This is a genomic window from Arsenophonus sp. PmNCSU2021_1 (assembly GCF_036919435.1).
GTDB lineage: Bacteria > Pseudomonadota > Gammaproteobacteria > Enterobacterales > Enterobacteriaceae > Arsenophonus > Arsenophonus nilaparvatae.
This window is the reverse complement of the sequence record NZ_JAZHPL010000010.1, coordinates 112,909-136,399: the sequence shown is the minus strand read 5'-3', so window position 1 is coordinate 136,399 and position 23,491 is coordinate 112,909. Positions and strand designations below refer to the sequence as shown.

The 23,491-nt window shown below is 46.1% G+C and carries 29 protein-coding genes and 4 pseudogenes; 22 read left to right on the top strand and 11 right to left on the bottom strand.

Annotated elements, in window-relative coordinates; translation table 11 throughout:
* The first annotated feature begins 12 nt into the window (after positions 1-12).
* The 14 genes and pseudogenes from V3224_RS23240 (at position 13) to V3224_RS23175 (ending at position 10,480) form a co-directional block, all read left to right on the top strand.
* Entirely contained in the window at positions 13-1,284 is a 1,272-nt protein-coding gene (locus tag V3224_RS23240; RefSeq protein ID WP_334472995.1) for a phage major capsid protein, read from the top strand.
* Between the two features lie 63 nt (positions 1,285-1,347).
* Positions 1,348-1,665 (top strand): head-tail connector protein, encoded by a 318-nt coding sequence (locus V3224_RS23235; protein ID WP_334472994.1) that lies wholly within the window; start codon positions 1,348-1,350, stop codon positions 1,663-1,665.
* The gene (locus tag V3224_RS23230) at positions 1,662-2,045 is read left to right on the top strand and encodes a phage head closure protein (protein WP_334472993.1); all 384 of its coding nucleotides are present in this window, start codon (positions 1,662-1,664) and stop codon (positions 2,043-2,045) included. Before V3224_RS23235 ends, V3224_RS23230 begins: the two co-directional genes overlap by 4 nt.
* On the top strand, positions 2,032-2,565 hold the full coding sequence (locus V3224_RS23225; RefSeq protein WP_334472992.1) for a hypothetical protein: 534 nt from the start codon (positions 2,032-2,034) through the stop codon (positions 2,563-2,565). Before V3224_RS23230 ends, V3224_RS23225 begins: the two co-directional genes overlap by 14 nt.
* On the top strand, positions 2,555-3,094 hold the full coding sequence (locus V3224_RS23220; protein ID WP_334472991.1) for a phage tail terminator protein: 540 nt from the start codon (positions 2,555-2,557) through the stop codon (positions 3,092-3,094). The genes V3224_RS23225 and V3224_RS23220 overlap by 11 nt, the downstream gene beginning before the upstream one ends.
* Complete coding sequence (locus V3224_RS23215; RefSeq protein WP_334472990.1) at positions 3,091-3,366, top strand: DUF2635 domain-containing protein; 276 nt, start codon at positions 3,091-3,093, stop codon at positions 3,364-3,366. Before V3224_RS23220 ends, V3224_RS23215 begins: the two co-directional genes overlap by 4 nt.
* Positions 3,363-4,862 carry a phage tail sheath subtilisin-like domain-containing protein gene (locus V3224_RS23210; protein WP_334472989.1) on the top strand — a complete coding sequence of 500 codons (1,500 nt, stop codon included), beginning with the start codon at positions 3,363-3,365 and terminating at the stop codon, positions 4,860-4,862. Before V3224_RS23215 ends, V3224_RS23210 begins: the two co-directional genes overlap by 4 nt.
* Positions 4,862-5,227: a phage tail tube protein gene (locus V3224_RS23205; RefSeq protein WP_041866670.1), complete on the top strand. Its 366-nt coding sequence runs from the start codon at positions 4,862-4,864 to the stop codon at positions 5,225-5,227. The genes V3224_RS23210 and V3224_RS23205 overlap by 1 nt, the downstream gene beginning before the upstream one ends.
* Positions 5,224-5,547 carry a phage tail assembly protein gene (locus V3224_RS23200; protein ID WP_334472987.1) on the top strand — a complete coding sequence of 108 codons (324 nt, stop codon included), beginning with the start codon at positions 5,224-5,226 and terminating at the stop codon, positions 5,545-5,547. The genes V3224_RS23205 and V3224_RS23200 overlap by 4 nt, the downstream gene beginning before the upstream one ends.
* Before the next feature lie 84 nt (positions 5,548-5,631).
* Positions 5,632-7,515 (top strand): phage tail tape measure protein, encoded by a 1,884-nt coding sequence (locus tag V3224_RS23195; protein WP_334472985.1) that lies wholly within the window; start codon positions 5,632-5,634, stop codon positions 7,513-7,515.
* 22 nt (positions 7,516-7,537) lie between these two features.
* Positions 7,538-7,789, top strand: coding sequence for a hypothetical protein (locus V3224_RS23190; protein WP_334472984.1), 252 nt, complete (start codon positions 7,538-7,540; stop codon positions 7,787-7,789).
* 5 nt (positions 7,790-7,794) lie between these two features.
* On the top strand, positions 7,795-8,046 hold the full coding sequence (locus V3224_RS23185; protein WP_334472983.1) for a hypothetical protein: 252 nt from the start codon (positions 7,795-7,797) through the stop codon (positions 8,044-8,046).
* A gap of 52 nt (positions 8,047-8,098) precedes the next feature.
* Positions 8,099-9,421, top strand: coding sequence for a DNA circularization protein (locus V3224_RS23180; RefSeq protein ID WP_334472982.1), 1,323 nt, complete (start codon positions 8,099-8,101; stop codon positions 9,419-9,421).
* A pseudogene (locus tag V3224_RS23175) lies at positions 9,418-10,480 on the top strand (phage baseplate assembly protein). Before V3224_RS23180 ends, V3224_RS23175 begins: the two are co-directional and overlap by 4 nt.
* Here V3224_RS23175 and V3224_RS23170 read toward each other — a convergent pair.
* Positions 10,477-10,857: a hypothetical protein gene (locus V3224_RS23170; protein ID WP_334472981.1), complete on the bottom strand. Its 381-nt coding sequence runs from the start codon at positions 10,855-10,857 to the stop codon at positions 10,477-10,479. The pseudogene V3224_RS23175 and the gene V3224_RS23170 overlap by 4 nt on opposite strands.
* A gap of 47 nt (positions 10,858-10,904) precedes the next feature.
* On the opposite strand from V3224_RS23170, the gene V3224_RS23165 reads away from it, so the two are divergent.
* The 5 genes from V3224_RS23165 to V3224_RS23145 are packed head-to-tail and all read left to right on the top strand — an operon-like array spanning position 10,905 to position 14,543.
* Positions 10,905-11,471, top strand: a complete 567-nt coding sequence (locus V3224_RS23165; RefSeq protein WP_334472979.1) for a phage baseplate assembly protein V — start codon at positions 10,905-10,907, stop codon at positions 11,469-11,471.
* 5 nt (positions 11,472-11,476) lie between these two features.
* Positions 11,477-11,887: a phage GP46 family protein gene (locus tag V3224_RS23160; protein WP_334472977.1), complete on the top strand. Its 411-nt coding sequence runs from the start codon at positions 11,477-11,479 to the stop codon at positions 11,885-11,887.
* A complete protein-coding gene (locus tag V3224_RS23155; protein ID WP_334472975.1) occupies positions 11,877-12,947 on the top strand; it encodes a baseplate J/gp47 family protein in 1,071 nt (356 codons plus the stop codon). Before V3224_RS23160 ends, V3224_RS23155 begins: the two co-directional genes overlap by 11 nt.
* Before the next feature lie 5 nt (positions 12,948-12,952).
* Positions 12,953-13,543, top strand: a complete 591-nt coding sequence (locus V3224_RS23150) for a YmfQ family protein (RefSeq protein ID WP_334472974.1) — start codon at positions 12,953-12,955, stop codon at positions 13,541-13,543.
* Positions 13,530-14,543 carry a phage tail protein gene (locus V3224_RS23145; RefSeq protein WP_334472972.1) on the top strand — a complete coding sequence of 338 codons (1,014 nt, stop codon included), beginning with the start codon at positions 13,530-13,532 and terminating at the stop codon, positions 14,541-14,543. Before V3224_RS23150 ends, V3224_RS23145 begins: the two co-directional genes overlap by 14 nt.
* A gap of 10 nt (positions 14,544-14,553) precedes the next feature.
* Here V3224_RS23145 and V3224_RS23140 read toward each other — a convergent pair whose 3' ends face one another.
* On the bottom strand, positions 14,554-15,138 hold the full coding sequence (locus V3224_RS23140; protein WP_334467938.1) for a gp53-like domain-containing protein: 585 nt from the start codon (positions 15,136-15,138) through the stop codon (positions 14,554-14,556).
* Positions 15,139-15,302: 164 nt separating this feature from the next.
* Here V3224_RS23140 and V3224_RS23135 point away from each other — a divergent pair.
* The 3 genes and pseudogenes from V3224_RS23135 to V3224_RS23125 all read left to right on the top strand — a co-directional run.
* Positions 15,303-15,710 (top strand): annotated as a pseudogene (locus V3224_RS23135) (recombinase family protein); the annotation flags it as partial.
* A gap of 2 nt (positions 15,711-15,712) precedes the next feature.
* Positions 15,713-15,901: pseudogene (locus V3224_RS23130) on the top strand (ATP-binding protein); the annotation flags it as partial.
* A gap of 69 nt (positions 15,902-15,970) precedes the next feature.
* A complete protein-coding gene (locus V3224_RS23125; RefSeq protein ID WP_334470793.1) occupies positions 15,971-16,540 on the top strand; it encodes a plasmid pRiA4b ORF-3 family protein in 570 nt (189 codons plus the stop codon).
* A gap of 572 nt (positions 16,541-17,112) precedes the next feature.
* On the opposite strand, the pseudogene traU reads toward V3224_RS23125, so the two are convergent.
* The 9 genes and pseudogenes from traU to V3224_RS23080 all read right to left on the bottom strand — a co-directional run.
* Positions 17,113-17,862 (bottom strand): annotated as a pseudogene (gene traU, locus V3224_RS23120) (conjugal transfer pilus assembly protein TraU); the annotation flags it as partial.
* Positions 17,862-18,506: a thioredoxin domain-containing protein gene (locus tag V3224_RS23115; RefSeq protein WP_334472970.1), complete on the bottom strand. Its 645-nt coding sequence runs from the start codon at positions 18,504-18,506 to the stop codon at positions 17,862-17,864. The pseudogene traU and the gene V3224_RS23115, both read right to left, overlap by 1 nt.
* Positions 18,507-18,541: 35 nt before the next feature.
* On the bottom strand, positions 18,542-19,165 hold the full coding sequence (traW, locus tag V3224_RS23110; RefSeq protein WP_334472968.1) for a type-F conjugative transfer system protein TraW: 624 nt from the start codon (positions 19,163-19,165) through the stop codon (positions 18,542-18,544).
* Positions 19,158-19,499 (bottom strand): TrbI F-type domain-containing protein, encoded by a 342-nt coding sequence (locus tag V3224_RS23105; protein WP_334472967.1) that lies wholly within the window; start codon positions 19,497-19,499, stop codon positions 19,158-19,160. The genes traW and V3224_RS23105 overlap by 8 nt, the downstream gene beginning before the upstream one ends.
* Positions 19,500-19,605: 106 nt before the next feature.
* Positions 19,606-19,770 carry a hypothetical protein gene (locus V3224_RS23100; RefSeq protein WP_334472966.1) on the bottom strand — a complete coding sequence of 55 codons (165 nt, stop codon included), beginning with the start codon at positions 19,768-19,770 and terminating at the stop codon, positions 19,606-19,608.
* Positions 19,771-19,785: 15 nt separating this feature from the next.
* The gene (gene traC / locus V3224_RS23095) at positions 19,786-22,371 is read right to left on the bottom strand and encodes a type IV secretion system protein TraC (RefSeq protein WP_334472965.1); all 2,586 of its coding nucleotides are present in this window, start codon (positions 22,369-22,371) and stop codon (positions 19,786-19,788) included.
* Positions 22,371-22,901: a type IV conjugative transfer system lipoprotein TraV gene (gene traV / locus V3224_RS23090; RefSeq protein ID WP_334472964.1), complete on the bottom strand. Its 531-nt coding sequence runs from the start codon at positions 22,899-22,901 to the stop codon at positions 22,371-22,373. Before traV ends, traC begins: the two co-directional genes overlap by 1 nt.
* Positions 22,895-23,281, bottom strand: a complete 387-nt coding sequence (locus tag V3224_RS23085; RefSeq protein ID WP_334472963.1) for a hypothetical protein — start codon at positions 23,279-23,281, stop codon at positions 22,895-22,897. The genes traV and V3224_RS23085 overlap by 7 nt, the downstream gene beginning before the upstream one ends.
* Positions 23,282-23,285: 4 nt before the next feature.
* Positions 23,286-23,491: hypothetical protein (locus V3224_RS23080; protein WP_334472961.1), on the bottom strand; the 206-nt coding region annotated here is incomplete at its 5' end.

Sequence of the window (23,491 nt, the reverse complement as noted above, 5' to 3'; positions counted from 1 at the left end):
ACTGGAGACAATATGTCTGATATTAATGAAATGTTTAAGAAAGTAACGGCTTCTATTGAAGAAGCCAGCAGCAAATATAGCGCCCAGGCAGAGAAAGCCCTGAAAGAAGCGCAAAAATCCGGTGAAATTTCCGCAGAAACCAAGGCGGCCGTTGATAAAATGGCGGTCGAATTAAACGCCTTACGCGAAGCAGAAAAAACCCTGAAAGCCCAGGTAGGCGAAGTTGAACAACATATTGCCCAAATGCCCGTCGCCAATGCGTTGAACGTGGTGAGTTCTATCGGTCAACAGGTGGTTGGTATGGAGGTCGTGCAGGCTTTAGGATCGGGCATGGAATCCAGCAAACGGATAGTCGCGCCGATTAACGCCGCACTTATTTCATCGGATGTCACCGGAACGATTGTCGCCCCCGACCGTCAATCAGACATCTTGACCAAGCCGAAGCAACGGTTGTTTATTCGTGATTTGATTGCCAGTGGAAAGACGCAAAGTAACACGATTTATTACGTGAAGCAGAAAGGATTTACCAATAATGCCAAGACTGTCGCGGAAAATACCGCGAAGCCCTATAGCACGATTGAATTTGAAGAGGCAACAGTCCCCGTTCGCACGATTGCCCATATGTTTAAAGCCTCCAAGCAAATTCTGGATGACTTTTCGCAACTGGCCTCCCTTATCGATATGGAGCTACGTTATGGCCTGAAATACGTTGAAGAGCAGCAAATTCTCTTCGGTGACGGTACCAGTTTAAACCTGAACGGGATCTTTACTCAGGCCACAGCATTCAAAGCGGAATTAACACCGGCACATCGCACCGCGATTGATGATCTGCGGCTTGCCATGCTACAAGCGCAACTGGCACGGATCCCGGCGACAGGCCATGTGTTGCACTTTACTAACTGGGCACAGATTGAACTTATCAAGGATACGCTGGGGCGTTATCTCCTCTCCAATCCGGCAGCCCTGACGACACCGACGTTGTGGGGCTTACCCGTTGTTGTCACAGAAGCCACTGAGTTTAAAGATAAATTCCTGGTGGGTTCGTTTAGTTTAGGTGCTCAACTGTTTGACCGTGAAGAAGCCAACGTGGTGATTAGCACCGAAAATACCGATGATTTTGAGAAGAACATGATCTCGATTCGTTGTGAAGAGCGTCTGGCACTCGCGGTTTACCGCCCCGAAGCCTTTATCAAAGGGGATTTAACCAAAATAGCGGTGTCGCCTGCCGCACCGTCAAATGCAGGGGGGGCTGGGAAAGGCGGTCAATCAGGTAGTGGTGGCTAGTCATCAACATTAAACTCGATGGCCTACCCATGTAGGCCATTTTTTTACTGGAAATAAACCAACATGTTTATTGACAAAGAACAGGTCAAACGACAATGCAGGATTGAATTAAACGATAACAGTGAAGATGTGCTGCTTGATAGTTATATCGCCGCCGTAGAGCAAAAAACCATCGCACATCTTAACCGTCATCTCTACAAAGCCTCCGTACCGAAAAATGACCCTAACGGCCTGGTTATCAATGCGGCGATTATTCAGGGTATGTTGCTATTGGTGACCGGGTTATATGAGCATCGTGGAGGTATATCCGATATGGAACAGTGGTCTATTTTTCCGTTTTTTAAGTTTTTAGTTGATGACTACAGGCTGAGCGGATTATGAAACTGCATTATAGCAGACCGTATTCCCGTTTCCCCGATCCCGGGGAGTTAAATAAGCGCGTTTTGTTTTATACGCGACAGGATGAACCGATAGGCGGCAGCGGGATACAGACAGCAAATCTAGACGAGCATACCGTCTGGGGAAAATTGATCCCCGTGAGTGACACACTTCGCCTCCATTCTTTTCAAATCAACAAAACCATCACGCATAAAATCATTGTGAGATACAGACAATCACTTTACTCAAGTGATCAAGCACTGATTAACGGTGTCGTCTACCTCATACGGGGCGTTATTGATATCCACAGTGCGGGGCGTTTTCTGTCTTTTTCCTGTGAAGAAATGCGCAGTCAACCAGAAAGGGGAAATGATTTTGGATAATCTCCATATTGATTTTCATCAACCCAAAGAATTTGTCTTTAATCGCGCCAGGATCCGTCGTGCTTTTGTGAAAGTCGGTCAAATGCATCTGAAAGCCGCACGTCGTCAACTGATGAAGCGGGGTGGCCGTTCACGACCCGGTGAAACCCCACGGTGGCAAACCGGACGATTAGCGCGATCTATTGGTTATTACGTTCCGAAAGCGACATCACGCCGACCCGGGTTAATGGTTAAGATCGCCCCCAATCAGAAACGCGGTGTCGGCAGTAAACCGATTGAAGGCGATTTTTATCCTGTTTTTCTGCATTACGGGGTACGTAGCGCTTCTCGCGGTATGTCTAAACAGCACAAACGACAAAAACGTCACCACCAACGCGGAGGTTGGCGTATTGAGAAACGTCAAAATTACATGGTCGCCACGTTAACGCAGCTGAAAAGCTGGACGAGCTACACGCTAAAGAGAGCACTGCGTCAATCACTGCGGGCAGAGAGACGAAAAGGAAAGGATCATGAAACTTAGTCCCATTATTGCGGCATTACGAACCTTGTGTCCCCGTTTTGAAAACAGAGTAGGCAGTGTCTCTCAATATGAGGATTTACCGGATTGCGGCAAACTGGCTTTACCCGCTGCTTACGTTATTCCGGGAGAAGATGTTGTCGGTGAACAACGGTCACAAACGGATTATTGGCAATCATTAACCGAAAGTTTTTATGTCGTGGTGATTTTAAATAATGCCCGTAATCAAAAGGGACACTATCCCTCTGTCGACACATTAAATGAAGTCAGGTCTGAAATCTGGCGGGCATTACTGGGTTGGCAGCCAGAGCCGGGTTGTGGTGCAATTAATTATGCCGGTGCAGAGGAAGCCGATTCAAACCGCGCCGAATATCACTACCTGTTTAAATTTAATACTGAAACAGACATCAACGCCGAAGATACCCGCCACGATGCTGACCTGAACAATTTACCCGATTTGCATACCGTTGCTATTGACCTGAACGAACAGCCAGGCAACGTAAAATCGCATCTGGAGATGAAGATAAAATGATGGGTACCCAACCAGAAATTGTTTTTATAAAACCCAAGCACGGGCGAAAAGTGCCTATTCCGCAATATATGCGCGATACCCAAGAATATTTTGGGGAATATCTGCCCGAAGAAGGTTTGCAGGTTCAAAAAACGCTTTTTTGGATCAGAAGGAAACAGGACGATGATATTGAAGAAGTAAGTCAATCTGATAATCCCACCATCGTGCAAGAAACGACTGATCCCGTAAAAACTAAATTAAAAAAAATTATTAAAGAGGAGACGCAGGAATGACCATTAGCTTTAATACCGTGAACGCCAATCTGCGTGTGCCTGGCTTCTATCCCGAAATGGATAACAGTGCTGCCAATACGATGCAAGTCAGTGGGCCGGCGTTGCTTATTGGTCATGCATTACCCACTGCACAAATGACCTTAAATTTACCCATGATCATGCCCTCGGCAGAAATGATGCAACAATTAGCCGGTCGTGGCAGCCAATTACACCGCATGGTACAAGCGTATCGCCGGATTGATGCCGTCGGTGAACTGTTTGTCATTGCCGTACCTGAAACGACAGGCACTGAAGCAAAAGGTGAGATTGCGATAAGTGGCACTGCAACCGATTCCGGTGTCGTCACATTCTATATCGGTAATCAACGTATTTTAGCGGCCGTCAAGAAATCGGATACGGCGAATACGGTTGCCACCGCCCTTGGCAAGGCGATTAACGATAACGAGGACTTACCCGTCACCGCGACAATAGCGGCTGAAAAAATCAGCTTAACGGCGAAACATAAAGGGTTAACCGGTAACGATATTCCTTTGATGATGAACTATTATGCCCCGACAGGCGGTGAGAATACGCCTCACGGTCTTAATATTACCATTACTGCCATGAGTGGTGGCGTTGGCTCACCCGATATGGATAGCGTTATCAGTGCAATGGGTGACTTATTATTTGATTTTATCGGATTGCCTTTCTCTGATGCTGTTTCTTTGCAAAAGATGAGTGCGGAGATGAACGACACGAACGGTCGCTGGAGTCCTTATCAACAGTTATACGGCCATGTTTATACGGCCAAAAAAGGGACGGTCGGTGAACTGGTCGCTTTTGGCGACACGCTTAATGATCCGCATCTCACCATTGCAGGCTATGAGAAAGCGACACAAACTGCGCTTGATGAACTGGTTGCGGCACGACTGGCACGGTGCGCGATATTTTTGCGTAATGACCCGGCGAGACCGACCCACACGGGCGAGTTAAACGGGGTGTTACCCGCACCGTCTGGCAAGCGCTTCACCCTGACAGAGCAGCAATCCCTCCTTTCACACGGTATCGCCACCGCCAATGTCGAAGGCGGCGTATTACGCATTCAGCGCGATGTGACGACCTACCAGAAAAACAGTTACGGCGTGGCCGATAACAGCTATCTGGACAGTGAAACACTCTATACCAGTGCCTATGTTTTGCGGCGATTAAAATCCGTCATAACCAGCAAATACGGGCGGCAAAAACTGGCTAGTGATGGTACGCGATTTGGGTCAGGGCAAGCGATTGCTACGCCAGCGGTGATTAAAGGCGAACTCTGTGCGGTTTATCGCCAACTGGAAAATGAAGGGATTGTCGAAAATTTCGACGCTTTTCGGCAGCATCTCATCGTTGAGCGCAACGCCAATGATCCTAATCGGATTGATGTGGTCTTTCCGGCGGATTATATCAACCAACTGCGGGTATTTGCGTTAGCGAATCAATTCAGGCTGCAATATAACCAGGGTGAGGTGGTGTGATGACAGGCAAAAGAAAAATAGGCGGCACTTGCTATTTTAAGGTAGATGGTCAACAACTCTCACTGAATGGCAGTGTAGAAGTACCGATGAATACGGTTATCCGTGAAGATCTGGTGGGTATTGATGGCAGTGTGCATTACAAAGAAACGCATCGTGCCCCTTATATCAAAGCAGAATTTAAAGTTGAACGAAGTTTTCCGATAGAAAAACTCACGACAGCAGATGAAATGACCATTACCGCTGAATTAGCTAACGGTATGGTCTATGTGTTGTCAGGCGCGTGGCTATCCGGCGAATCTTCACATAATGCTGATGAAGGCACTGTCGAGATGGAATTTCACGGAGATGAAGGATTTTATCAATGAAATCAATAGCACTAAGTAAGCCGATTCAGGTACACAATAACAAAGTCACCGTACTGGAAATTCAGGAACCCACGTTTGATCAGGTAGAAAAATTTGGTATTCCGTTTAGTTATTCGGAGCGAGGCGATACACGCCTGGATACGCGCTCAGCACTCGCTTATCTTCCTGAACTGGCTAATATCCCACGCTCTTCAGCGCAACAGTTATCGTTACATGATGTATTTGTCGCCTCGATGACCATCGTGAGTTTTTTTACCAGTGCCCAGAACTTAGTAGTCTCAGACGACGATTTTACAACGTTGCCTGGTTCTGGCGCATAAACCCCTTTGAATTACGCCAGCATCCGCTAAGCCAGTTCTTTGATCTGGAAGCGGAGGCTGTTCGCATCAACGAGGAGCGACAGGGTGGCTAATAGTTTTGAGTTAAAAGCAATCATCACTGCCGTCGATAAGCTCTCTGCCCCGTTAAAGGGAATGCGGCGTGAAATGAAGTCCTTCAAGAAGGAGTTTAGCGCAGGACTGGCAGGGGCTGCTGCATTAGGGGCTGGCGTTGTTACCGCAATGGCTGGCCCTATCAAGCAGGCGATAGACTTTGAGTCGACGATGGCTGATGTCCGCAAGGTGGTTGATTTTGATACACCCGAGCAATTTAAACAGATGTCGGAAGATATTCTTAAGCTGTCGACAGCATTGCCGATGGCCGCAGACGGTATTGGTCAGATTGTGGCCGCAGGTGGTCAGGCAGGAATAGCAAAAGAAGAACTAATGTCCTTCGCGCAATCTGCCGTAAAAATGGGTATCGCCTTTGACCAAACTGCTGAGCAATCTGGGCAGATGATGGCACAATGGCGTACCGCCTTCCGGTTGACGCAAAATGATGTCGTCTCGCTGGCCGATAAAATCAACACCCTTGGCAACAACGGGCCAGCCAATGCCGCGAAAATCTCTCAAATTGTGACACGGATTGGCCCGTTGGGTGAAGTTGGCGGTCTTGCGTCTGGCGAAATTGCAGCACTTGGCGCAACCATTGCAGGGATGGGTGTTGAGTCAGACGTGGCGGCAACCGGCATCAAGAACTTTATGCTGGCGTTAACCAAAGGGAAATCAGCGACAAAATCACAAAAAGTAGCGCTACACACCTTAAAAATCAGCCCCAAAAAACTGGCCGCACAGATGCAGAAAGATGCGAAAGGCGCCATGTTGATGGTGCTGAAAGCCCTTGAACAATTGCCTAAAAAAGATCAGATGGCATTATTAAATGACTTGTTTGGCTCTGAATCTCTGGGATCAATTGCGCCGCTGCTCACCAACCTTAAATTACTGGAAGTTAACCTAGATAGGGTCGCCGATAAACAAAAGTACGGCGGATCTATGCAGAAGGAATATGCTGCTCGGGCCGCCACTACCGCAAATGCAATACAACTGTTTAAAAATCAGATGCATGTTGCAAGTGTCAGCATCGGGTCAATTTTTTTACCCTCTATTGTCGAAATGACAAAGAAAATCCAGCCATTGATTGAACAATTTCGCACCTGGGTAAAAGCTAATCCAGAACTGATTAAATCCTTCGCTAAGTGGGGCGTTTATCTGTTGGGAACCGCAACCGCTATCGGCGTAGTCACCCGTGCTTTCCGGATTTTTAACAGTGTGATGAAAATGTCGAGGCTAGGTAAACTGGTCACGTCAATGGTCATAGCCGGTGGACTTATTGTCGACAACTGGGAAACGATCGGCCCGATTATTAAATCGGTCTGGCAAGATATTGATGGCGTTATTCAGGCGATAGGCGGTTGGGAAACCGTGCTCGCAGGCATTCTGGTTTTTGTGACGACAAAATGGGCTGTCAATATGGTGAAATCGATTCGCAATGTCACCCGTGAGATGAAAATACTGGCTAAAAACAGTCCATCTGGCATCAAGGGGGTACTGGGAAAAGCCGGGTTGATAGGTGCGGTATCGATGGGCGTCGAACCACTTGTCGACAAAGGTCTCAATGCCGCATTCGGTGATAATGAATGGTTTCAAAACCTCCGGACAGCGCGGGATTGGGGCGAGTTTGGTCGTTCAATGATTGGCAACAGTCATTTGCTTAAAGATGACAAGGGTAACTGGCAATTTAAGGAAGAACCCAAAAATACCTTGGATTCATTCAGCAAAACTGAGCCACGAGACGGTGAGGTCAGATTTATCTTTGAAAACACTCCGCCAGGTATGCGTGTCGCCCCCGTTGGTAATGCCCTACCCTGGCTGAGTTTCGATGTCGGCTATAACCGATTTTCCAGGCAGTAAGTAAAAACAAAGGAGAAGTCATATGAGTTTTTTAACAATAGACGTTGATAATTACGACAATGGTAATGCCTATGAACCAACAAAAACGATAGGGATTAATTTTGAGGCTATAGGAGAAATAAGAAAATGGGAAGGTGTATCTCTTCCTGAGATATTAATTTTTTCCGAAAGGAAATCTTTTAAAAATACAAAAGAACGTGATGATTATTTCGAGTATATAGCCAGTAAATTAGAGGTGATTGATTTATCACCAAAAGAAAATAATAAGGAGTGACAATCATGAAATTTGTAAGAATAAAATATCGTGAAGATAATAAAAACGAAGACATTATTATTAGCCTATCTAAACTAAGATCTATAGATAAATATTATCCTAATAAACTAAATCCTAATCCCCCTTTTAAAATTTCGATTGATGTAAGTGGTAATCTAAGGCGAATTTCCTTTGATAATAAATCCGATGCAGATAATTATTTCAATTATGTAATGGAAAAACTTCGCACCGTTGAACTGAAAAACAAGCCCTGGTAATACAATAACATTTGTTGATTAAAATCACATTTATTTAAATATAGAGGGTTAGATGACGAGCTGGAAAGATAACCTGCGTCCAGCGTCTTTTCGCGGCGTACCGTTTCAGGTAGAAGACGACGAGGGGACGTTCGGACGGCGTGTACAGGTTCACGAATACCCGAATCGGGATAAGCCCTATACCGAAGATCTTGGACGCGCCACCCAGCGATTTACTATCAATGCCTATCTGGTTGGTGATGATTTCTTCGAGGCCCGAGATCGGCTCATTGTGGCTATTGATACGCCAGGGCCGGGAACGCTGGTACATCCCTACTACGGTGAAATAGCTGTCTGTATTGACGGTGAAGTGAGAGTAAGCCATAGCGGACGCGATGGAAGGATGTGTCGCGTCAGCTTTAACGTCGTTGAGGCTGGTGAGCTTTCTTTCCCAACAGCAGGTATTGCGACGGGACAAACGCTAATTTCTTCCAGTTCAGCACTAAATGATCGCATTGGCGAAGCTTTTGCTCATATAGGCTTAAAAAGCTTACCGGATTTTGCACAGGCTGGCGTGTTAGCACGTACTAAAAGCATGATTAACAACGTCACCAAAGCCTTTGACACTATTGATAGCGGCATTACTGCCGCGTCAAGGCTATTGCATGGCGATATTTCGGTGATCTTAAAGTCCGGCTCATCCGGTAAAAACCTGGGCGAAGCGATACAGCGGATGTGGCGTGCTGGCAGGCGTACCGCGCAAGATGCTTCTACATTGGCACAGCAAATCAAAACGCTATCGGGTGTCACACTCGGGAATGATTTAGCGCCGCGTGGAGTATGGAAAAGCGACAGGCCAAGCGTACAGTCTGAACGTAGGCACAGTAATCGTATTGCCGCTTTGTTGCGTGCCACGGCCATCCATGAGGCGACGTGGCGATTAACACAACTCCCCCCACCACGTACCGCCATGTTACCGGTTAATCAACGTGGAAAACGTCAAGTACATGTCAATATTTCCCATCCCGCATTACACGCGGTTTCTCATATGGCAGGCAGTCACATTGAAGGACTCTCGGCGGTAACGTGGGATGCGTTGGTTACGGTGCGAGAAACGCTGAATCAGGCTATCGAGCACGAACAGGCATTAACGCTTGATGATGCGCTGTTCCTTGCCTTGCAACAGGTGAAAACCGATGCTAACCGGGATATTGCAACACGACTGGCGCAAGTTGAAAAAACGGTAACACGCACGCCCGAGGCAGTGCTACCGGCGCTGGTTCTGGCCGCTAAGTGGTATGACAATGCGGCACGGGAAACCGATATCACCCGCCGAAATGCCGTTAATCATCCTGGCTTTATGCCAGTGAAACCGTTGAGAGTACCCGCAAGATGAGTCATCACGTGATATTGCGCGTCAACGGGCGCGAATGGGGGGGGCTGGACGCGGGTACAGATTTCAGCAGGCATAGAGCGACTCTCACGCGATTTCAATGTGGAAATCACCCGCCAGTGGCCCGGTGAATCTGGCAGTGTACCGTTACAGCCCAGAATTAAAAAAGGTGAACCTGTCGAAGTCCTCATCGGTCAGGATAAAGTCTTAACTGGCTGGATTGAAGCCACCCCGATACGTTATGACGCTAAAAATATCCAGGTTGGTATCAGTGGTCGTAGTAAGACAGCAGATTTAATCGACTGTGCGGCGAATACGACGCTTTTTACGGGCAAAACCTTACATCAAATCGCGTCAGAACTGGCAAAACCGTTTAGCATTAAGGTCATTAGCCAAAAGGCCCCAAAAACGCCGCTACAGGCTTTTCAGGCCGATTACGGCGAAACAGTACACGAAGTATTAAACAAGGCGCTAGGAAGCCAACAGGCGCTCGCCTGGGATGACGAAGACGGCAATTTGTTAATTGGTCTGGTTGGTAATGACAAAGCCACCACCGCGCTGGTCTGGGGTGAAAATATTCTTACCTGTGATACCGAGCAAAGTATCCGTGAACGCTTTTCTGAATATCAAGTAGCCGGTCAACGATCGGGTGATGATGACGATTTCGGGGAAGCTACGCTGACAGCACTCCGCGCCAGAGCCAGGGATAGCCAGATAACGCGCTATCGTCCGCAACATATCCAGCAATCCGGCAATGCAACCGGAGCCAGTTGTCGCGCTCGGAGTCAATTTGAAGCACAGCAACGGGCAGCCAGAACCGAGGAAACCACTTATACGGTGCAGGGGTGGCGGCAAGGTGACGGCAGTCTGTGGAAACCTAACCAGCGGGTTATTGTTTTTGATCCCGTGCTCGGCTTTAACAATCGGGAACTGGTCATTAGCGAAGTTGTTTATACGCAGGATGAGAGTGGTACGTTATGTGAATTACGTGTTGCACCGGAAGCTGCTTATATTCCACCACTTGAGAAATTGAAAGCACTAGAGGAAGAAACTGATATTTAAAGAAACTTCATCGCAGCAATGGTCAAGCCAAACAATGTAACCATCAACCCACCCAGTTTAAAAAGTAAATCTTTGCTTATTATGCTGATATCTTTACGTACATCTAGTATTTGTAATTCAACCTTTTCAAAGCGATGCTCCATATCCTTACGGACATCGGCTATTTCAGCAGATAAATCCTTACGGACATCGGCTATTTCTTTTCTAACATCAGATATATCACGCTTAACTTCTGCAATATCCGCTTTAGTTGCCACATCAGCAACCTCATGGGATTTGCGTACGACAAGCGAGATAGCCTTGGCTTGCTGACTGGTAAGTCCAGCGGTTTGAAGCTCTTCTGATGCTTGTAGTGTATCAAATGCAACTTGGCCCATTCCACAATCTCCTGTTTTTCTTAGTTTAACCTATTAATGAGTGAATTATGCAAAATATTTTTTCTACTTTGCAGCGCGGCCTTGCGCGTCTATGGTCGCGGGGGGTAGTGCAACGACTCGACAGTGGTAAAGCTTGCCAGAGCGTGGACGTGGCATTACTGGCAGGCGAAACGAAAGCCGGTATGGAGTACCTGGAGCCTTACGGTTTCACCTCGACGGCCCATGCCGGTGCAGAAGGTATAGCGCTATTCCTCGCGGGGGATCGCTCTCACGGCATTGTGATTAACGTTGCTGACCGACGTTCTCGATTAAAAAGCCTCAAAAGTGGTGAGGTGGCAATCTATACCGATGAGGGCGATAGCATCGTGCTCAAGCGTGGACGGTTGATAGAAGCCACCACAGAAACCTTTGTTATCAATGCAAAAAATAAGGTGGTACTCAACACTCAACAAGTAGAAACGCCTGGAAAGATCACGGCGGCACACTCCATCGTTTCACAGGCAGAAGTACAGGACAAAACCGGCTCATTGAGCACCATGCGAGCGCAGTACAATACCCACGATCACAAAGGTGATAGCGGTGGCATAACAGGCAAGCCCAATCAACCGATGTAAATAATATGCTGATGAATAAAAAAGTGAATACAGCGTTACCCGATCAGGAACGGCTCAGGCGGGCAGTGATGATATCGCTTTTCACCTGGCGACGCGCTGAACCGGATGATAACACAGATACGCCGTTTGGGTGGTGGGGCGATACCTGGCCGACCGTACAAAATGACCGGATTGGCTCTCGATTGCACTTGTTAAAACGTAGCACTTTAACTAACCAGACAGTGCAAAAGGCGAAAGAATATATCGCTCAGTCGCTCACATGGATGACAGACGACGGTATCGCGCTTCGGGTTGATGTCGACGTGGTGCGCACAGGCATCGATAAATTAACCGCAACCGTCACCCTGACCTTACCTGACCATAATATAAAAACGATGACCATCAACAACCTGTGGAGCGTGATCCATGCAAAATAGCGGTTTTTCGCGCCCGACACTGCCACAACTGATAGACACGATTCGTGGTGATTTGCTAACACGATTTAATGAAGATAGCGTGTTGCGCCGTCTCGATGCTGAAGTGTACGCAAGAGTACAGGCTGCCGCCATTCATACTCTATACGGCTATATCGATTATTTAGCGCGCAATATCTTGCCGGATTTAGCGGATGAAGACTGGTTGACCCGACACGGTAATATCAAGCGTTGTCCCCGCAAAGGTGCACCCAACGCGAGCGGATTTGTTCGCTGGGAGGGGGTACAAAATGCCCTATCGCTGCCCGCTGACACTGAAATACACCGTGATGATGGTCAAATCTACACCACAACAGCCCCAACAACCTCAGCCAGTGGTGTACTTCGTGTGCCCGTCGTTGCAAAAAGCAGCGGTCAGGCTGGCAATTGTGAAGATGGTATCGCGTTACGTCTTGCAACCCCGATAACGGGACTGTCGTCTACCGGTTATGCCGATAACATCAGGACAGGAGCCGATATTGAAGATTTGGATAGCTGGCGACAACGCATCATGGCGCGCTGGTACGATACGCCACAAGGCGGTGCGGATAGTGATTATGTTCGCTGGGCGAAAGAAGTTTTAGGCATAAGTCGCGCATGGACACATCGCCATAAAAACGGTATCGGCACGGTTGGGGTGATGGTGGCGAGTGATGATGTAGACCATCCTGCCCCCACACAGGAAATCTTAACCAAAGTCAGAGAGCATATCTTACCCCTTGCTCCTGTTGCCGGAAGTGGCTTAACTATTTTCCCCGTTACAGCAAAAACCGTTGCTATTTCGATAGCCTTATCAACGGATACGCCAGAAATACGGGCAGCGGTTATCGCAGAAATCAAAGCCTTCTTACAACGAGAAGGCGAACCTGGCAGCAAGCTTTTTCTTTCAAGACTCGCTGAAGCTATCAGTCTTGCAGCAGGTGAAATCGCTCATCGTCTTATTGCGCCAACGGCAGATATTGAATTAGCCCAGACGGAAGTGCCGGTATTGGGTGAGGTCACGTGGGCAAAATATAAAGAGTGAGCATTATGACAAATCTGGACGACGAATATACGCAATTGTTGCGAACGTTATTACCGCCCGGCCCCGCATGGGATGAAGAAGATCCGCTCATTAAAGGGCTAGCCCCTTCACTGGCTCAAGCCCATCAACATGCTGATAGCCTGATGATTGAAATTAACCCGGCCCAATCGGTTGAATTAATTAACCGTTACGAAAAATTATGCGGATTGCCGGATAAATGCCTGGCTAATAGAGCGCAAACACTAGAAGAAAGGCAACAAGTGCTTGATGCCAAGGTTAATACTGTGGGCGGTATTAATGCGGCTTTTTTCAAAAAGCAGTTGGAAATATTGGGCTATCCAACAGCAACAATAGAACAATTTCAACATCTTGATAGTACACCCGATCCGGCTTGGGGTGACAAGTGGCGCTATTACTGGCGGATAAATATTCCTGCTGAAGCGAATATACGCTGGATTAGCTGTACCAGTGCTTGCAATGAGTCGATTAGGACGTGGGGAGATAGCGCCGTGGAATGTGTTATTGAGCGCCTGTGTCCTTCACATACCCAAGTACTTTTTGCCTACATTAAAGGAGAAAATGATGCATCGAATTGATACCTCTACCGCCCAAAAAGATAAATTCGGGCAGGGAAAAAACGGGTTTACCAACGGCGATCCGACTACGGGAACACCGTCAACAAAATTGAATAGTGATCTTTATGATGCACTACAAGAGGAAGTGTGTACCGTTATTGAACGCTCAGGTATTCGTCTTAATAAAAGCCAGCATGACCAGCTTTATCAAGCAGTGAAAAAATTATCTGAGGTAGAAGCGAATAAAGCAAAAAACGCGCTGATTGGTGGCTCCACAGTAGATTTGAATACGCTAAACAAGCTTGCTAAAGCCCTTGGTAATGATGCGAAATTTTCGGAAACAGTGATTAATTTATTAAATCAGAAATTAGCAAAAAATCAAAATGGCGCTGACATCCCAGACAAGAATCTTTTTCTGAAAAACCTTGGTTTAACGGAAACGGTAGATTGTGCAAAAAATGCCACACCCAATCAGCGTAAAATTAACGGCAAAACTCTCACTCAGGATGTGCAGCTAACTGCCACAGATGTTCATGCTGTTACACCCGAAGTATTGCGTGTCGAAATCCCGGTAGGTATTCCCCTGCCTTGGCCTGCTGAAAGAGCGCCGACCGGTTGGTTTATCTGCAACGGTGAGCCATTCGATAAGAAAAAATACCCGCTTTTAGCACTCGCCTATCCATCAGGAAAACTCCCTGATTTACGTGGTGAGTTTATTCGTGGCTGGGATGCTGGGCGAGGCGTGAATCCTAGGCGTAAGGTTTTATCGTCTGAAACTGCATCACTCGAGAGCCACGCTCATGGTTATCGGGACAGGTATTATGTTGAAGATGATGGTCCACTAGGCCACGCAAACAATAAAGAAAAAATGCCTGTAGGGTATAATGCAGATACAGGTTCACGTGCTACGGATGGAGATAATGATTCTTTTCTATTCATTGACAAAACAACGTCTAATGCAGGCGGTAGCGAAACCCACCCGCGAAATGTCGCGTTTAACTACATTGTCAGGGCGGCCTGATAATGTTGAGTTAGTAGCAAACCAGCTCCCATGTTCTCGGCGCTTTAATCCCTGTTCTGGTATAATCTGCACTGATAATTAACGATTTTCCGACTATTTCGACATAAGTACCTAAATTGCCCTCGGGAGCAATACCTTTGTATTTTACCGTCGCGTTTGCCGAGAAAATGGCATGAGGGACGGGACAAGGTAAAGATACCGTATAAATCTGTCCGGCATTGAGTGGTGGTGTGATGCCCCATTGTCTGATAAGGCCGCTGTCACCACATTTCCACCATCCATTCGTAGCGAGGTGAGCTGTATTTTTTGCTCCTCGATTGTTAATCTGCATATTAAGCCAGCTGCTTAACGCCCCGCCCCAAATAGGGCCAGTTACATCACCATTTTCTTGATAAACCGCGGTTCTGCCGCCCCATGAGATATGCAAATTGCTATGAGTATTGATGGTTCCATCAATTTCTACACTCTTTAACCAATGCAATCGATCATTATTCCAGGAAGCTACTTTTGCATTATTAGCATAAAATGCCACGTTGCCATCGCCATTAGCCCGTAATCCTGAATCGTTATCGCCGATATGCACAGATTGGGTCACATGGAGGTTGCCATTGACGCTACCACCCGTTCGTTTATCCAGTGCATTTTTTGCACAATCTACCGTTTCCGTTAAACCAAGGTTTTATTGAATTCAGAATTTAGCTAATATTTTGACCAAAACCAGGCATAATAAGTCTTTTAGAGGAAGGTTAAGGGGCTAAAATGGCAAAAATAGGCTATATGAGGGTGTCAAAAAATGACCAAAACACCGATTTACAGCAAAAATCCTTGATTTGCGCAAATTGTGAACAGATTTTTGAGGATAAAATCAGCGGAAAAACAGACCAGAGACCCGGATTAAAACGTGCTCTAAACGCACTGAAATCGGGTGACACATTGGTGGTCTGGAAGCTGGATAGACTGGGTCGCAGCATTAAACATTTGATTACTTTAATATCCAAACTTGAAGATGAAGGCATTCATTTTCATAGTTTAACGGATTCTATCGACACCTCTTCGTCAGCAGGTCGTTTTTTCTTTCATGTGATGAGTGCCTTGGCGCAAATGGAGCGGGAGCTTATTGTTGAACGTACTCAGGCAGGTTTGGCTGCAGCGAGAAGCAGAGGACGAAGAAAAAAAACCGCTTTACCACGACGGCTGAACTTATGTTGCAACTCTCAACTGCAAAACGACAAAATAAGCTCAAACAATATCTATCACGTTCGGTGATGGCCCCGAAGTTATTGATCATAGATTAGATTGCATATCTACCGTTTGGGCGAGAGGAAGCAAACCTATTTTTCAATGTGATTGCCAAACGTTAGCAAAGACTTGAAAAATTTAGTGGAGTGTGAGACTAAAGAGACTGTATTTATTTAAGGGGGATAATAATGAGTGAATTTTCGGGAAAGGATTTATATCAAATAAAAATCACACTAATTGATAGTAAACCACTAATTTGGCGACGTTTGATCGTTCTGAAGACAATACCTCTTGATGAACTACACATGGTTATACAATTAGCTATGGGTTGTACAAATGATCATTTGTACAGTTTTGAAAAAGGAGATTTGCGATATGGAATGATTATGGACGATTTTAAAGAAACATATCTGCAAGATAGTACAGGTGTGCCTTTGAGCAAACTCCTTCGTAAGAAAGGAGAAAAAATGGTTTACTTATACGATTTCGGAGACAACTGGGATCATTGCATTTTGCTTGAAGAATCATCATTGCCTGATCAGGAATTACTCCAGCTCCCCATCTGTATAAAGGGAGCGGAAGCCTGCCCATCTGAAGACTCTGGGGGGCTTTGGGGATATTACCAAAAGCTCAAAGATATTCAAGATGTTGATAATCCAGAGCGTGAAGAATTACACGAGTGGCTAATGTGCGACATAGCTGAACGAGCATATGACCTTAAAACTATCAATCAGCGGTTGATTAATTTTTACTCTTGAAATATACACATGGAGTGTCCATAGTTCAAAAGGTAGCATTTTAAGTGCTACCTCTGAGACTAAGGTGAGAACATGAGTGCTCTATTGACGAGCAGTTTGGTTAATAAATATTCGCTATTTTGCCCTCGCTGGGACACAGCATCAAGAATTTAATCGGTTTAATCTCTGAATTGAAAGATAAAGGGATTCATTTTCATAGTTTGACAGATTCTATCAACATCTATTCGTAAGTAGGGCGTTCTTTTATGTGATGAACGCTTTGGGGCTAATGGAGCTTACAGCGGCGAGAAGCAGAGAGAGCGTATCGGCGGTAGGTCTTGCTCATTTATCTTATGTATAGGAACAGTAGGCTCAAGAATTACTTGAGTCCTGCCATAGTAGAAAAAAGCTTGTATTACTTTATCTAGTTTCATCGGCCATCATCTACAAATATTGTCCCGTTGATCGTACCACTAGAACAGACCAAAGTGCCTCCGATGAAAAATAACAGTGTAATTCCGTTGCACTGATGGAAACAAGAGTAGCTCACCATTTATCGCACGTTTTGGCTTCAAATATCGCACGCCGCATCAATGTAATTTAAAATTCATGCGCTCGGTGAGTAATAACGCACTATTAATGCCACTGCTTTCGGAATAAACCGTCCCCGTAAACGGATACATCGAGCCGTGTGAACCCGCGCACCAAAAGAGCGCATCGAGTGGCAAGCGGGCTTCGCTGGCAATCGCATCGGCAGCACAGGCTAACTGGGCAATACTGTTGCCAAACAGCATTGCCTCTGGATTGGTAAAGAGCGCCAGATTGTCGTCCATCCACATCGGGTCAAGTTCCGAGAGATAGCCAATGTCATATTCCCCGCCTTGCATGCAGCCGATGGTGGTTAAGATATTAAGCCAGCTGATAAGCGGATATTTGTACCAGTGAACGTGGTACATGCCGCCTGGATTTTCATTCGCGCCTTTGGTGCCTTTTCCCATGCCAATTTGTCCTATCGGAATGGTGAAACCACCCATATTGACCATACACATCGGTGAGCGCGTCACATCGGTCATGGCAAACGGCTCCCAGAAACCTATCGCAAGACCAATACGCTGAAATAACGGCGGTGACGCAGGACATAGCTGAATCGGTGATGAAGGATTACGCGTATCCGGTAGACTACTGCTATTTAAACTGATATCACCAAGGCTGATTGGAAACAGACAACGCCAGCAGATATCGGTAATGGGATTAACCCAGCGACCCTCACACAACGATGCTTTTGCTAGCATCGGATTGAGTAGTAAAAAAGCAAACAATAAGTGCAAGCGTCGCGTTTTCATCATTTGCCTCGCTTCGCTTTTTCAACAGCAGCTAATAACGTTTTTTCATCGACCACACCGGTTAATATTGAATTATTCTGTGCAACGGGGTTTTCGCTACTAGCAATAATTAACGCGGGTAATGTTTGTATATTAAATTGCTCAGCAAAAAATGCGATCGTTGTTGCCAGTTTTTCGTTAGCATTTTGAAAACCCCTAAGTTGAGATTCTTTGTCCAGCAAAGGAACACCGTTTTTTCTAAAGCTCTCATCAATACTGATGCCACTAAATAAATCCGCGTAATAATTTAAAAATGCTACTTCGCCACCATTTAGCCATACCATCAATTCGGCTTGCGCCGCCAACAACGATTGTTTTGACTCATCTGGCAGATTTTTAAAAACAAATCGAATATCAGGGTGGTTTTTGGCTAACTTTAAAATCATCGGCGCCATCTTTGCGCAGTCGGCACATTGATAGTGATAAAGCACCATGACCCTGACTTTGCCAGCAGGATTGACAACAGGGGTAATATCACCCTTATCACTGTCGTAATATTCCCCAAGCATTTTTAGATTTTCTAGCCCTGTTAACTCCTCTGCCAATGAAATGATTGGCAACAAAAATGCACCCAGTAGTGATCCGATAATGAGATGTTTGTTCATTATTCCCTTTTCTCCATTTTGCGTGTTTTGGAGTTTCATTGTACCGCAACCTCGGTTATCCGTAGCAAGGATTGATTTGGCATTTCATCCACGACACTGGGTAATTTCTCAATGCCAAACCGGTTAACCAAAACGCCACCTTGGTCAAAGTAGATACGCTGATTTAAGGTCTTTGCCGTGGTTTTTATATTTCCGTTCACCAAAATGATTTTTTGGATGGCAGTCTTGGGTTTTTGCGCCACGACCCAGGCAAGTTGTTTTTCGTCATCGCCATCGATGAAATAAAGCGTTTCATTAAAAGGGGTGATATCAAAGGGGGTTATCTTCTGCCCTTTGCGCGCAAACACCGTGCCGTTGTGGTCACGAATATCTTTGGTGACGGTGAAACTGGGGTCAAACGTTCGTGTGGTATATTTTACCGCTTTGGTGAGTCCCTGCACCGGTTCAGGTCGCTCGGCATTTTTTGTTACCCGTTGCCGCCATTCCTGCTGAATTTTTTCCTCATTGCCTAAAAAGGCACTTTCCACCTGTTCTTTAATCACCGTCAGCAAATTTTGTTCGGCTATCGCCCAAACATCGCCAAACGTGCCGATTTCAGTGGCTAGACTTCCTGCACTGAAATTCATCAAAATACCGATACAAGGCAGCCACTTATTCATGGTTTTTCATTGCCTCGGCAATTTGTTGCTGGATATCAGCGGTTTTATCGACTGCCCCTGCCATCACCGCACTATTGACCAGTATTACAGTGTTACTTTTACTATTTTTTTCTAGTACCCGCTTTAAGGTGTTGTTATATCGTTCTATCAGCTGGTCTTTTTTCTCATCTGACAAGTCCAGTTTGCTGACCTGCAGTAAAAAGCGATCAGGGGTCTTTTTCATATCAAAGGTGATAATGTTCGTCCGAGGACAAAGACAGTGGTGTACGGAAATCATCAGCAGAGCACTTAATAAGCTCCCCGTGATAAAATTGATGATGGCGGTCTTTTTCATGCGGCTATGCCTTTGAGTAATGCGACTATTTTTTGCATTTATTTGTACTCCAAAAACAGTTAATCGATATGACAAACGCTAACTAAAGCCTTATCCCATGACATACCTAGGTAATACCCCGAATACTTGTTGAAATCATGAAAAACTCAGTGGTCATCGCAACTACCAGCACCACCTGAATCACCCAGCGCCACCTTGACTGCGGATGTAACTTGAGAAGCACACACAACAATGCGATGATTATCAACGCCATGATGATTATGATGTCCAATTCACACCACCTCTCTCATGGTTTCACCTGCTTTAATTTCGCCAATAACGCAGGGTCTTTTTGTTGCGCCATTTCAAAAATAATGTCATTGATGCTTGCCCCTTCCTTTAGGCGTTTTTCCCGATAGGTGAAGTCGTCACCTCGGGAAGAGAAAAGCTCATTACTTAACGGGTCGAGCATCAATCGATGAAAACTGCTGTAACCGCCCACACTTAAATGCACGGCACTAAATCCGGCACGGCTGGCAGGGGGAAACTTTTGAATTAATGCCCACTCCATTTCGTTGAAGGTGGAAGGTTCTTCTTTCTGGAAGGTGGTAAAGGCTTTTGCATCCTGCATCAGCGTGAATTTAAAGCTGCTGTTGTCATAAGCGGCCAGCGCTGCCGTACTTAAATTTTTATCGCGGATGCTTTGTGTTACAGTGCCAAATGAGCCATTATGCCGACGGGCAGTACGGTAACCTTCTTCGATGAAATCGCGGACTTTAGGGCTTTTGGCATCCAGCAGTTTCCAGCCTTCATCAATGATGTTCATCTTGCGTAAACTGCGTGGCGTGTTGTACATCAGGTTTTCTGACCAGAGCATGAGCGTAAATAACACTGCCATGAGCAAATCCCGATTGGCTTTTAAGCCACCGAGTTCGGTGACCACAAAGCGCATATCCGGCTTTAAGGTCGGCTCACTGCTATTAAAGTATTTGCCGTATATCCCCTTGGTGGTGTATTTGTTTAGCAGTACCAGAATTTCATCAATGCGACCGGTGATACGGCTAGCCGTCTCGATTTTACCGCGATGTTTTTTTAGATAGTTAACGACATCATCAATACGCATATCCTGTTTTTTGTTAGGCCAGGATTCGGTGATGGCTTCGAGTATCAGTGATTCATGCACTTCATCCATCAATCCATTGGGGCTTACCAGAATGCACAACTGGTCACGAATGCGCTCAGCGCTCAAGGTGATATCGGTAATGTTGGCAAACGGATTAAAGCGCAAGGTTTCGCCGTTAATGTAGGTGCCCCCCACACTCTGGCAAAACGCCTTGTAGCTGTCACCGATATCAAAGATAGACAAATAACCGCCGCTATCTAATACCTGTCTGGCAATCGTTTGTGCCAACACCGATTTCCCTGCGCCGGAGGTGCCCGATTCAAACCAGTTGAAATTGGTATTGGGCAAACTTGCGTCAAAAATATCGAGAAACGCCAGTTGATGGCGGTAACTCGGGAAGACTATCCCTGCCTGACTGAGCTTGTTATCGGCGATAATCGGCATGAGATTGACCGCCTGAAAAGATTCGGCTCGTTGAATGGCTCCGGTTTTTAAGAAGTCTTTCCAGAGCTTCGGGTTATCGCCTACCGCAAAAGGTAGGTGCCCCAGGAAGTTACGCATCTGCATTAAATCCGCTCTGACCATATTAAGCCCCTGCATGGCAAACGCTTTTTTGGTGCGCTCCGCTTCTTTAGCGGCCTCCTCTTCATCATCACGACAAAAGAGCGTAACCCCGAAGTAATAACCGGACAGTGACGTCGCGGTGGACAGCAAGCCTTCGCGCAAACTCTTCCATTCCGCGTGCTGGCGTTTGGTTGAGGGGATATATTTGGCATAAGACGAGGAGACTTTCCGCTCCAAATCCAGAAACTGCTTATTGGCTTCACCCTGACTCCGTGACTGGTCTTCAGTTTGAATAATAAAACTCATCACAAATGGGCAGCGGATGCCGTTTTGCGGATTGAGTAAATTAGAAATGATGTTGCCGTTTTGCCAGAGGTAGTGCTCTCTGGGATTACTGTCGAGATTAAAGTGAATGGCTCGGGTGGAAAACGGGTTATCTTCTTCATTGCGCCCCGTGATTTCGACATACCCAGGCTTAAACCAGTAGCAGGTATTGTTCTGCACAATCTGCTGATTAATCGCTTTGTCTTCTATCCACTCTGCTAAATACGGCTTCAATCTTTCTGTGTCCAAATTAATCATTTCGCGCATCATCTGCAAAAAGCGGGTAATTGACGCATTGTCCGCATGAATATCCGAAGCATTAAGTGCACTTAACAGATTACGGCGGGTTTCACGGATTTTGATGATTTCCCTTTCCGTTACCCGCTTGCACGGCTGGCAGAACGCAAAAAACAGATGATAATCTCTGAGCGTCAACGGCAGATTTTGGGGATTGGCAAACTGATGGCGCGTCGCATCAAGATAAAACCCCTGCGTGATTTGATTGCATTCATCAGCACGATTGCCCTGCCAGCTAAAATCACGCAATCCGTTAGCTAATTTTTCATACACCGTTTGACTGGACAGTAAAATCACCTGTAGTGGCATATCGCGCGGTAGATTGTTTTTCACCAGTTCTTCGAGTGATTCGACCAGTTTTTCATTGGCACCGATTAGGGGCTGCGCTTCTAGCAAAAAGCCCAGTGAGTGCTGATTAATAAACAACTGATGGTCGCTGTCATAATCCCGATAGGGCAACAGATCGCGTAAATGCGGATAATCCATCGACTCGAGCTTTTTTGCCGTTTCACGGGTGGTGTCTTTTTCCATCAAGGCGTTGCCCACCAGTTCAATAATTTTGAGTGGATTGACGTGTTTTAACATCACACCTTCTCCACATTTGCCCAGCTGGACGGGGTGGTCACGAAATAAACCACTTCACCAGCATGAACGACTTCATCCGGTGAAACATAAGGCGCAATCCATGCACGCGTTATCCGCTCCACCTGCCGAGACGGTGCGCTGATTTCAGACAGACAAGGACTTGCCGGACAGGCAGTACTGGACTGTGTGAGGGCGTTATTCGTTAGCCAGCGTGAAGAAAGATTTTTAGCGGGTGACGGTAATGGGTTGTTTATGTTCTGAGGTCGTTCAGTTAAAAATGTTACAGCTGTTTGCATCGGGTTTAATTGAATTAAACGATAAGCCGATAGCGTAAATCCTTTAGCGGACTTGACGACCTCGCCTTTATATTGGGCGACTAAGTGACTGGCGGTATCGGTCATCGCATCCGCCTCGCTCATCCAGTAACCGGAGTCTTTGGCAGGTTTGCCAAATTCAAACTCACTATTCATGCCAGCGCAGCCGGAGAGCAACACAATGCTACTGATAAGCGCTATGCGATACTTCAACATAATGTTGAGTCCTTCTTGTTAGATTTTTTTTGAAAAACCCCGATAGCCAGCCTCAAAAAACTAAGCATTAAGGTGATAGCAAGTGACAGACGAAAAACAGGGAAAAGCAGGTCGGCGACCTTATCGAACGTTAAAACCACCGCCTCAGGTTCAAAGGGATAGGTCATTGAAAAATGACCGTTTAATGCAAACGCCACCGTGAGCCAAATAAACGTCATGGGAAAATAAAAACTGACATTCATTATCAGTTGCAAGCCATGCAGGGCGATTTTTTTAACGATTGACGCCTTTTGTTTAATCGGCAGCATCGCGGGGTTTTTTGTACTCACCCCATTAAGGAATGGATGTTTGATAATGGGTTTCTGCGCTAACGTATTCATCAGGTTATTCCTCTTTGGTTAATGGCGTCCGGTCGGAATTTCGACGAAAAAGACCGATAGCAAGCTGCAAAACACAAAGTATCAGCGTGATACAAAGCGACAAGCGAAAAACCTGTTCAAGCAGTTGCCAGCCGGCATCCATCACCTGGCTTACTTCGCTAAATTTAAACACTTCATCCGTTGATAAATGCCCCACATAAAAAAACATCA

Excerpts from the sequence above, each read along its gene's own strand:
- V3224_RS23240 (WP_334472995.1), top strand. The coding sequence starts at position 13 with ATGTCTGATATTAATGAAATGTTTAAGAAAGTAACGGCTTCTATTGAA.
- V3224_RS23235 (WP_334472994.1), top strand. The coding sequence starts at position 1,348 with ATGTTTATTGACAAAGAACAGGTCAAACGACAATGCAGGATTGAATTA.
- V3224_RS23230 (WP_334472993.1), top strand. The coding sequence starts at position 1,662 with ATGAAACTGCATTATAGCAGACCGTATTCCCGTTTCCCCGATCCCGGG.
- V3224_RS23225 (WP_334472992.1), top strand. The coding sequence starts at position 2,032 with ATGATTTTGGATAATCTCCATATTGATTTTCATCAACCCAAAGAATTT.
- V3224_RS23220 (WP_334472991.1), top strand. The coding sequence starts at position 2,555 with ATGAAACTTAGTCCCATTATTGCGGCATTACGAACCTTGTGTCCCCGT.
- V3224_RS23215 (WP_334472990.1), top strand. The coding sequence starts at position 3,091 with ATGATGGGTACCCAACCAGAAATTGTTTTTATAAAACCCAAGCACGGG.
- V3224_RS23210 (WP_334472989.1), top strand. The coding sequence starts at position 3,363 with ATGACCATTAGCTTTAATACCGTGAACGCCAATCTGCGTGTGCCTGGC.
- V3224_RS23205 (WP_041866670.1), top strand. The coding sequence starts at position 4,862 with ATGACAGGCAAAAGAAAAATAGGCGGCACTTGCTATTTTAAGGTAGAT.
- V3224_RS23200 (WP_334472987.1), top strand. The coding sequence starts at position 5,224 with ATGAAATCAATAGCACTAAGTAAGCCGATTCAGGTACACAATAACAAA.
- V3224_RS23190 (WP_334472984.1), top strand. The coding sequence starts at position 7,538 with ATGAGTTTTTTAACAATAGACGTTGATAATTACGACAATGGTAATGCC.
- V3224_RS23185 (WP_334472983.1), top strand. The coding sequence starts at position 7,795 with ATGAAATTTGTAAGAATAAAATATCGTGAAGATAATAAAAACGAAGAC.
- V3224_RS23180 (WP_334472982.1), top strand. The coding sequence starts at position 8,099 with ATGACGAGCTGGAAAGATAACCTGCGTCCAGCGTCTTTTCGCGGCGTA.
- V3224_RS23170 (WP_334472981.1), bottom strand. The coding sequence starts at position 10,857 with ATGGGCCAAGTTGCATTTGATACACTACAAGCATCAGAAGAGCTTCAA.
- V3224_RS23165 (WP_334472979.1), top strand. The coding sequence starts at position 10,905 with ATGCAAAATATTTTTTCTACTTTGCAGCGCGGCCTTGCGCGTCTATGG.
- V3224_RS23160 (WP_334472977.1), top strand. The coding sequence starts at position 11,477 with ATGCTGATGAATAAAAAAGTGAATACAGCGTTACCCGATCAGGAACGG.
- V3224_RS23155 (WP_334472975.1), top strand. The coding sequence starts at position 11,877 with ATGCAAAATAGCGGTTTTTCGCGCCCGACACTGCCACAACTGATAGAC.
- V3224_RS23150 (WP_334472974.1), top strand. The coding sequence starts at position 12,953 with ATGACAAATCTGGACGACGAATATACGCAATTGTTGCGAACGTTATTA.
- V3224_RS23145 (WP_334472972.1), top strand. The coding sequence starts at position 13,530 with ATGCATCGAATTGATACCTCTACCGCCCAAAAAGATAAATTCGGGCAG.
- V3224_RS23125 (WP_334470793.1), top strand. The coding sequence starts at position 15,971 with ATGAGTGAATTTTCGGGAAAGGATTTATATCAAATAAAAATCACACTA.
- V3224_RS23115 (WP_334472970.1), bottom strand. The coding sequence starts at position 18,506 with ATGAACAAACATCTCATTATCGGATCACTACTGGGTGCATTTTTGTTG.
- traW (WP_334472968.1), bottom strand. The coding sequence starts at position 19,165 with ATGAATAAGTGGCTGCCTTGTATCGGTATTTTGATGAATTTCAGTGCA.
- V3224_RS23105 (WP_334472967.1), bottom strand. The coding sequence starts at position 19,499 with ATGAAAAAGACCGCCATCATCAATTTTATCACGGGGAGCTTATTAAGT.
- traC (WP_334472965.1), bottom strand. The coding sequence starts at position 22,371 with ATGTTAAAACACGTCAATCCACTCAAAATTATTGAACTGGTGGGCAAC.
- traV (WP_334472964.1), bottom strand. The coding sequence starts at position 22,901 with ATGTTGAAGTATCGCATAGCGCTTATCAGTAGCATTGTGTTGCTCTCC.
- V3224_RS23085 (WP_334472963.1), bottom strand. The coding sequence starts at position 23,281 with ATGAATACGTTAGCGCAGAAACCCATTATCAAACATCCATTCCTTAAT.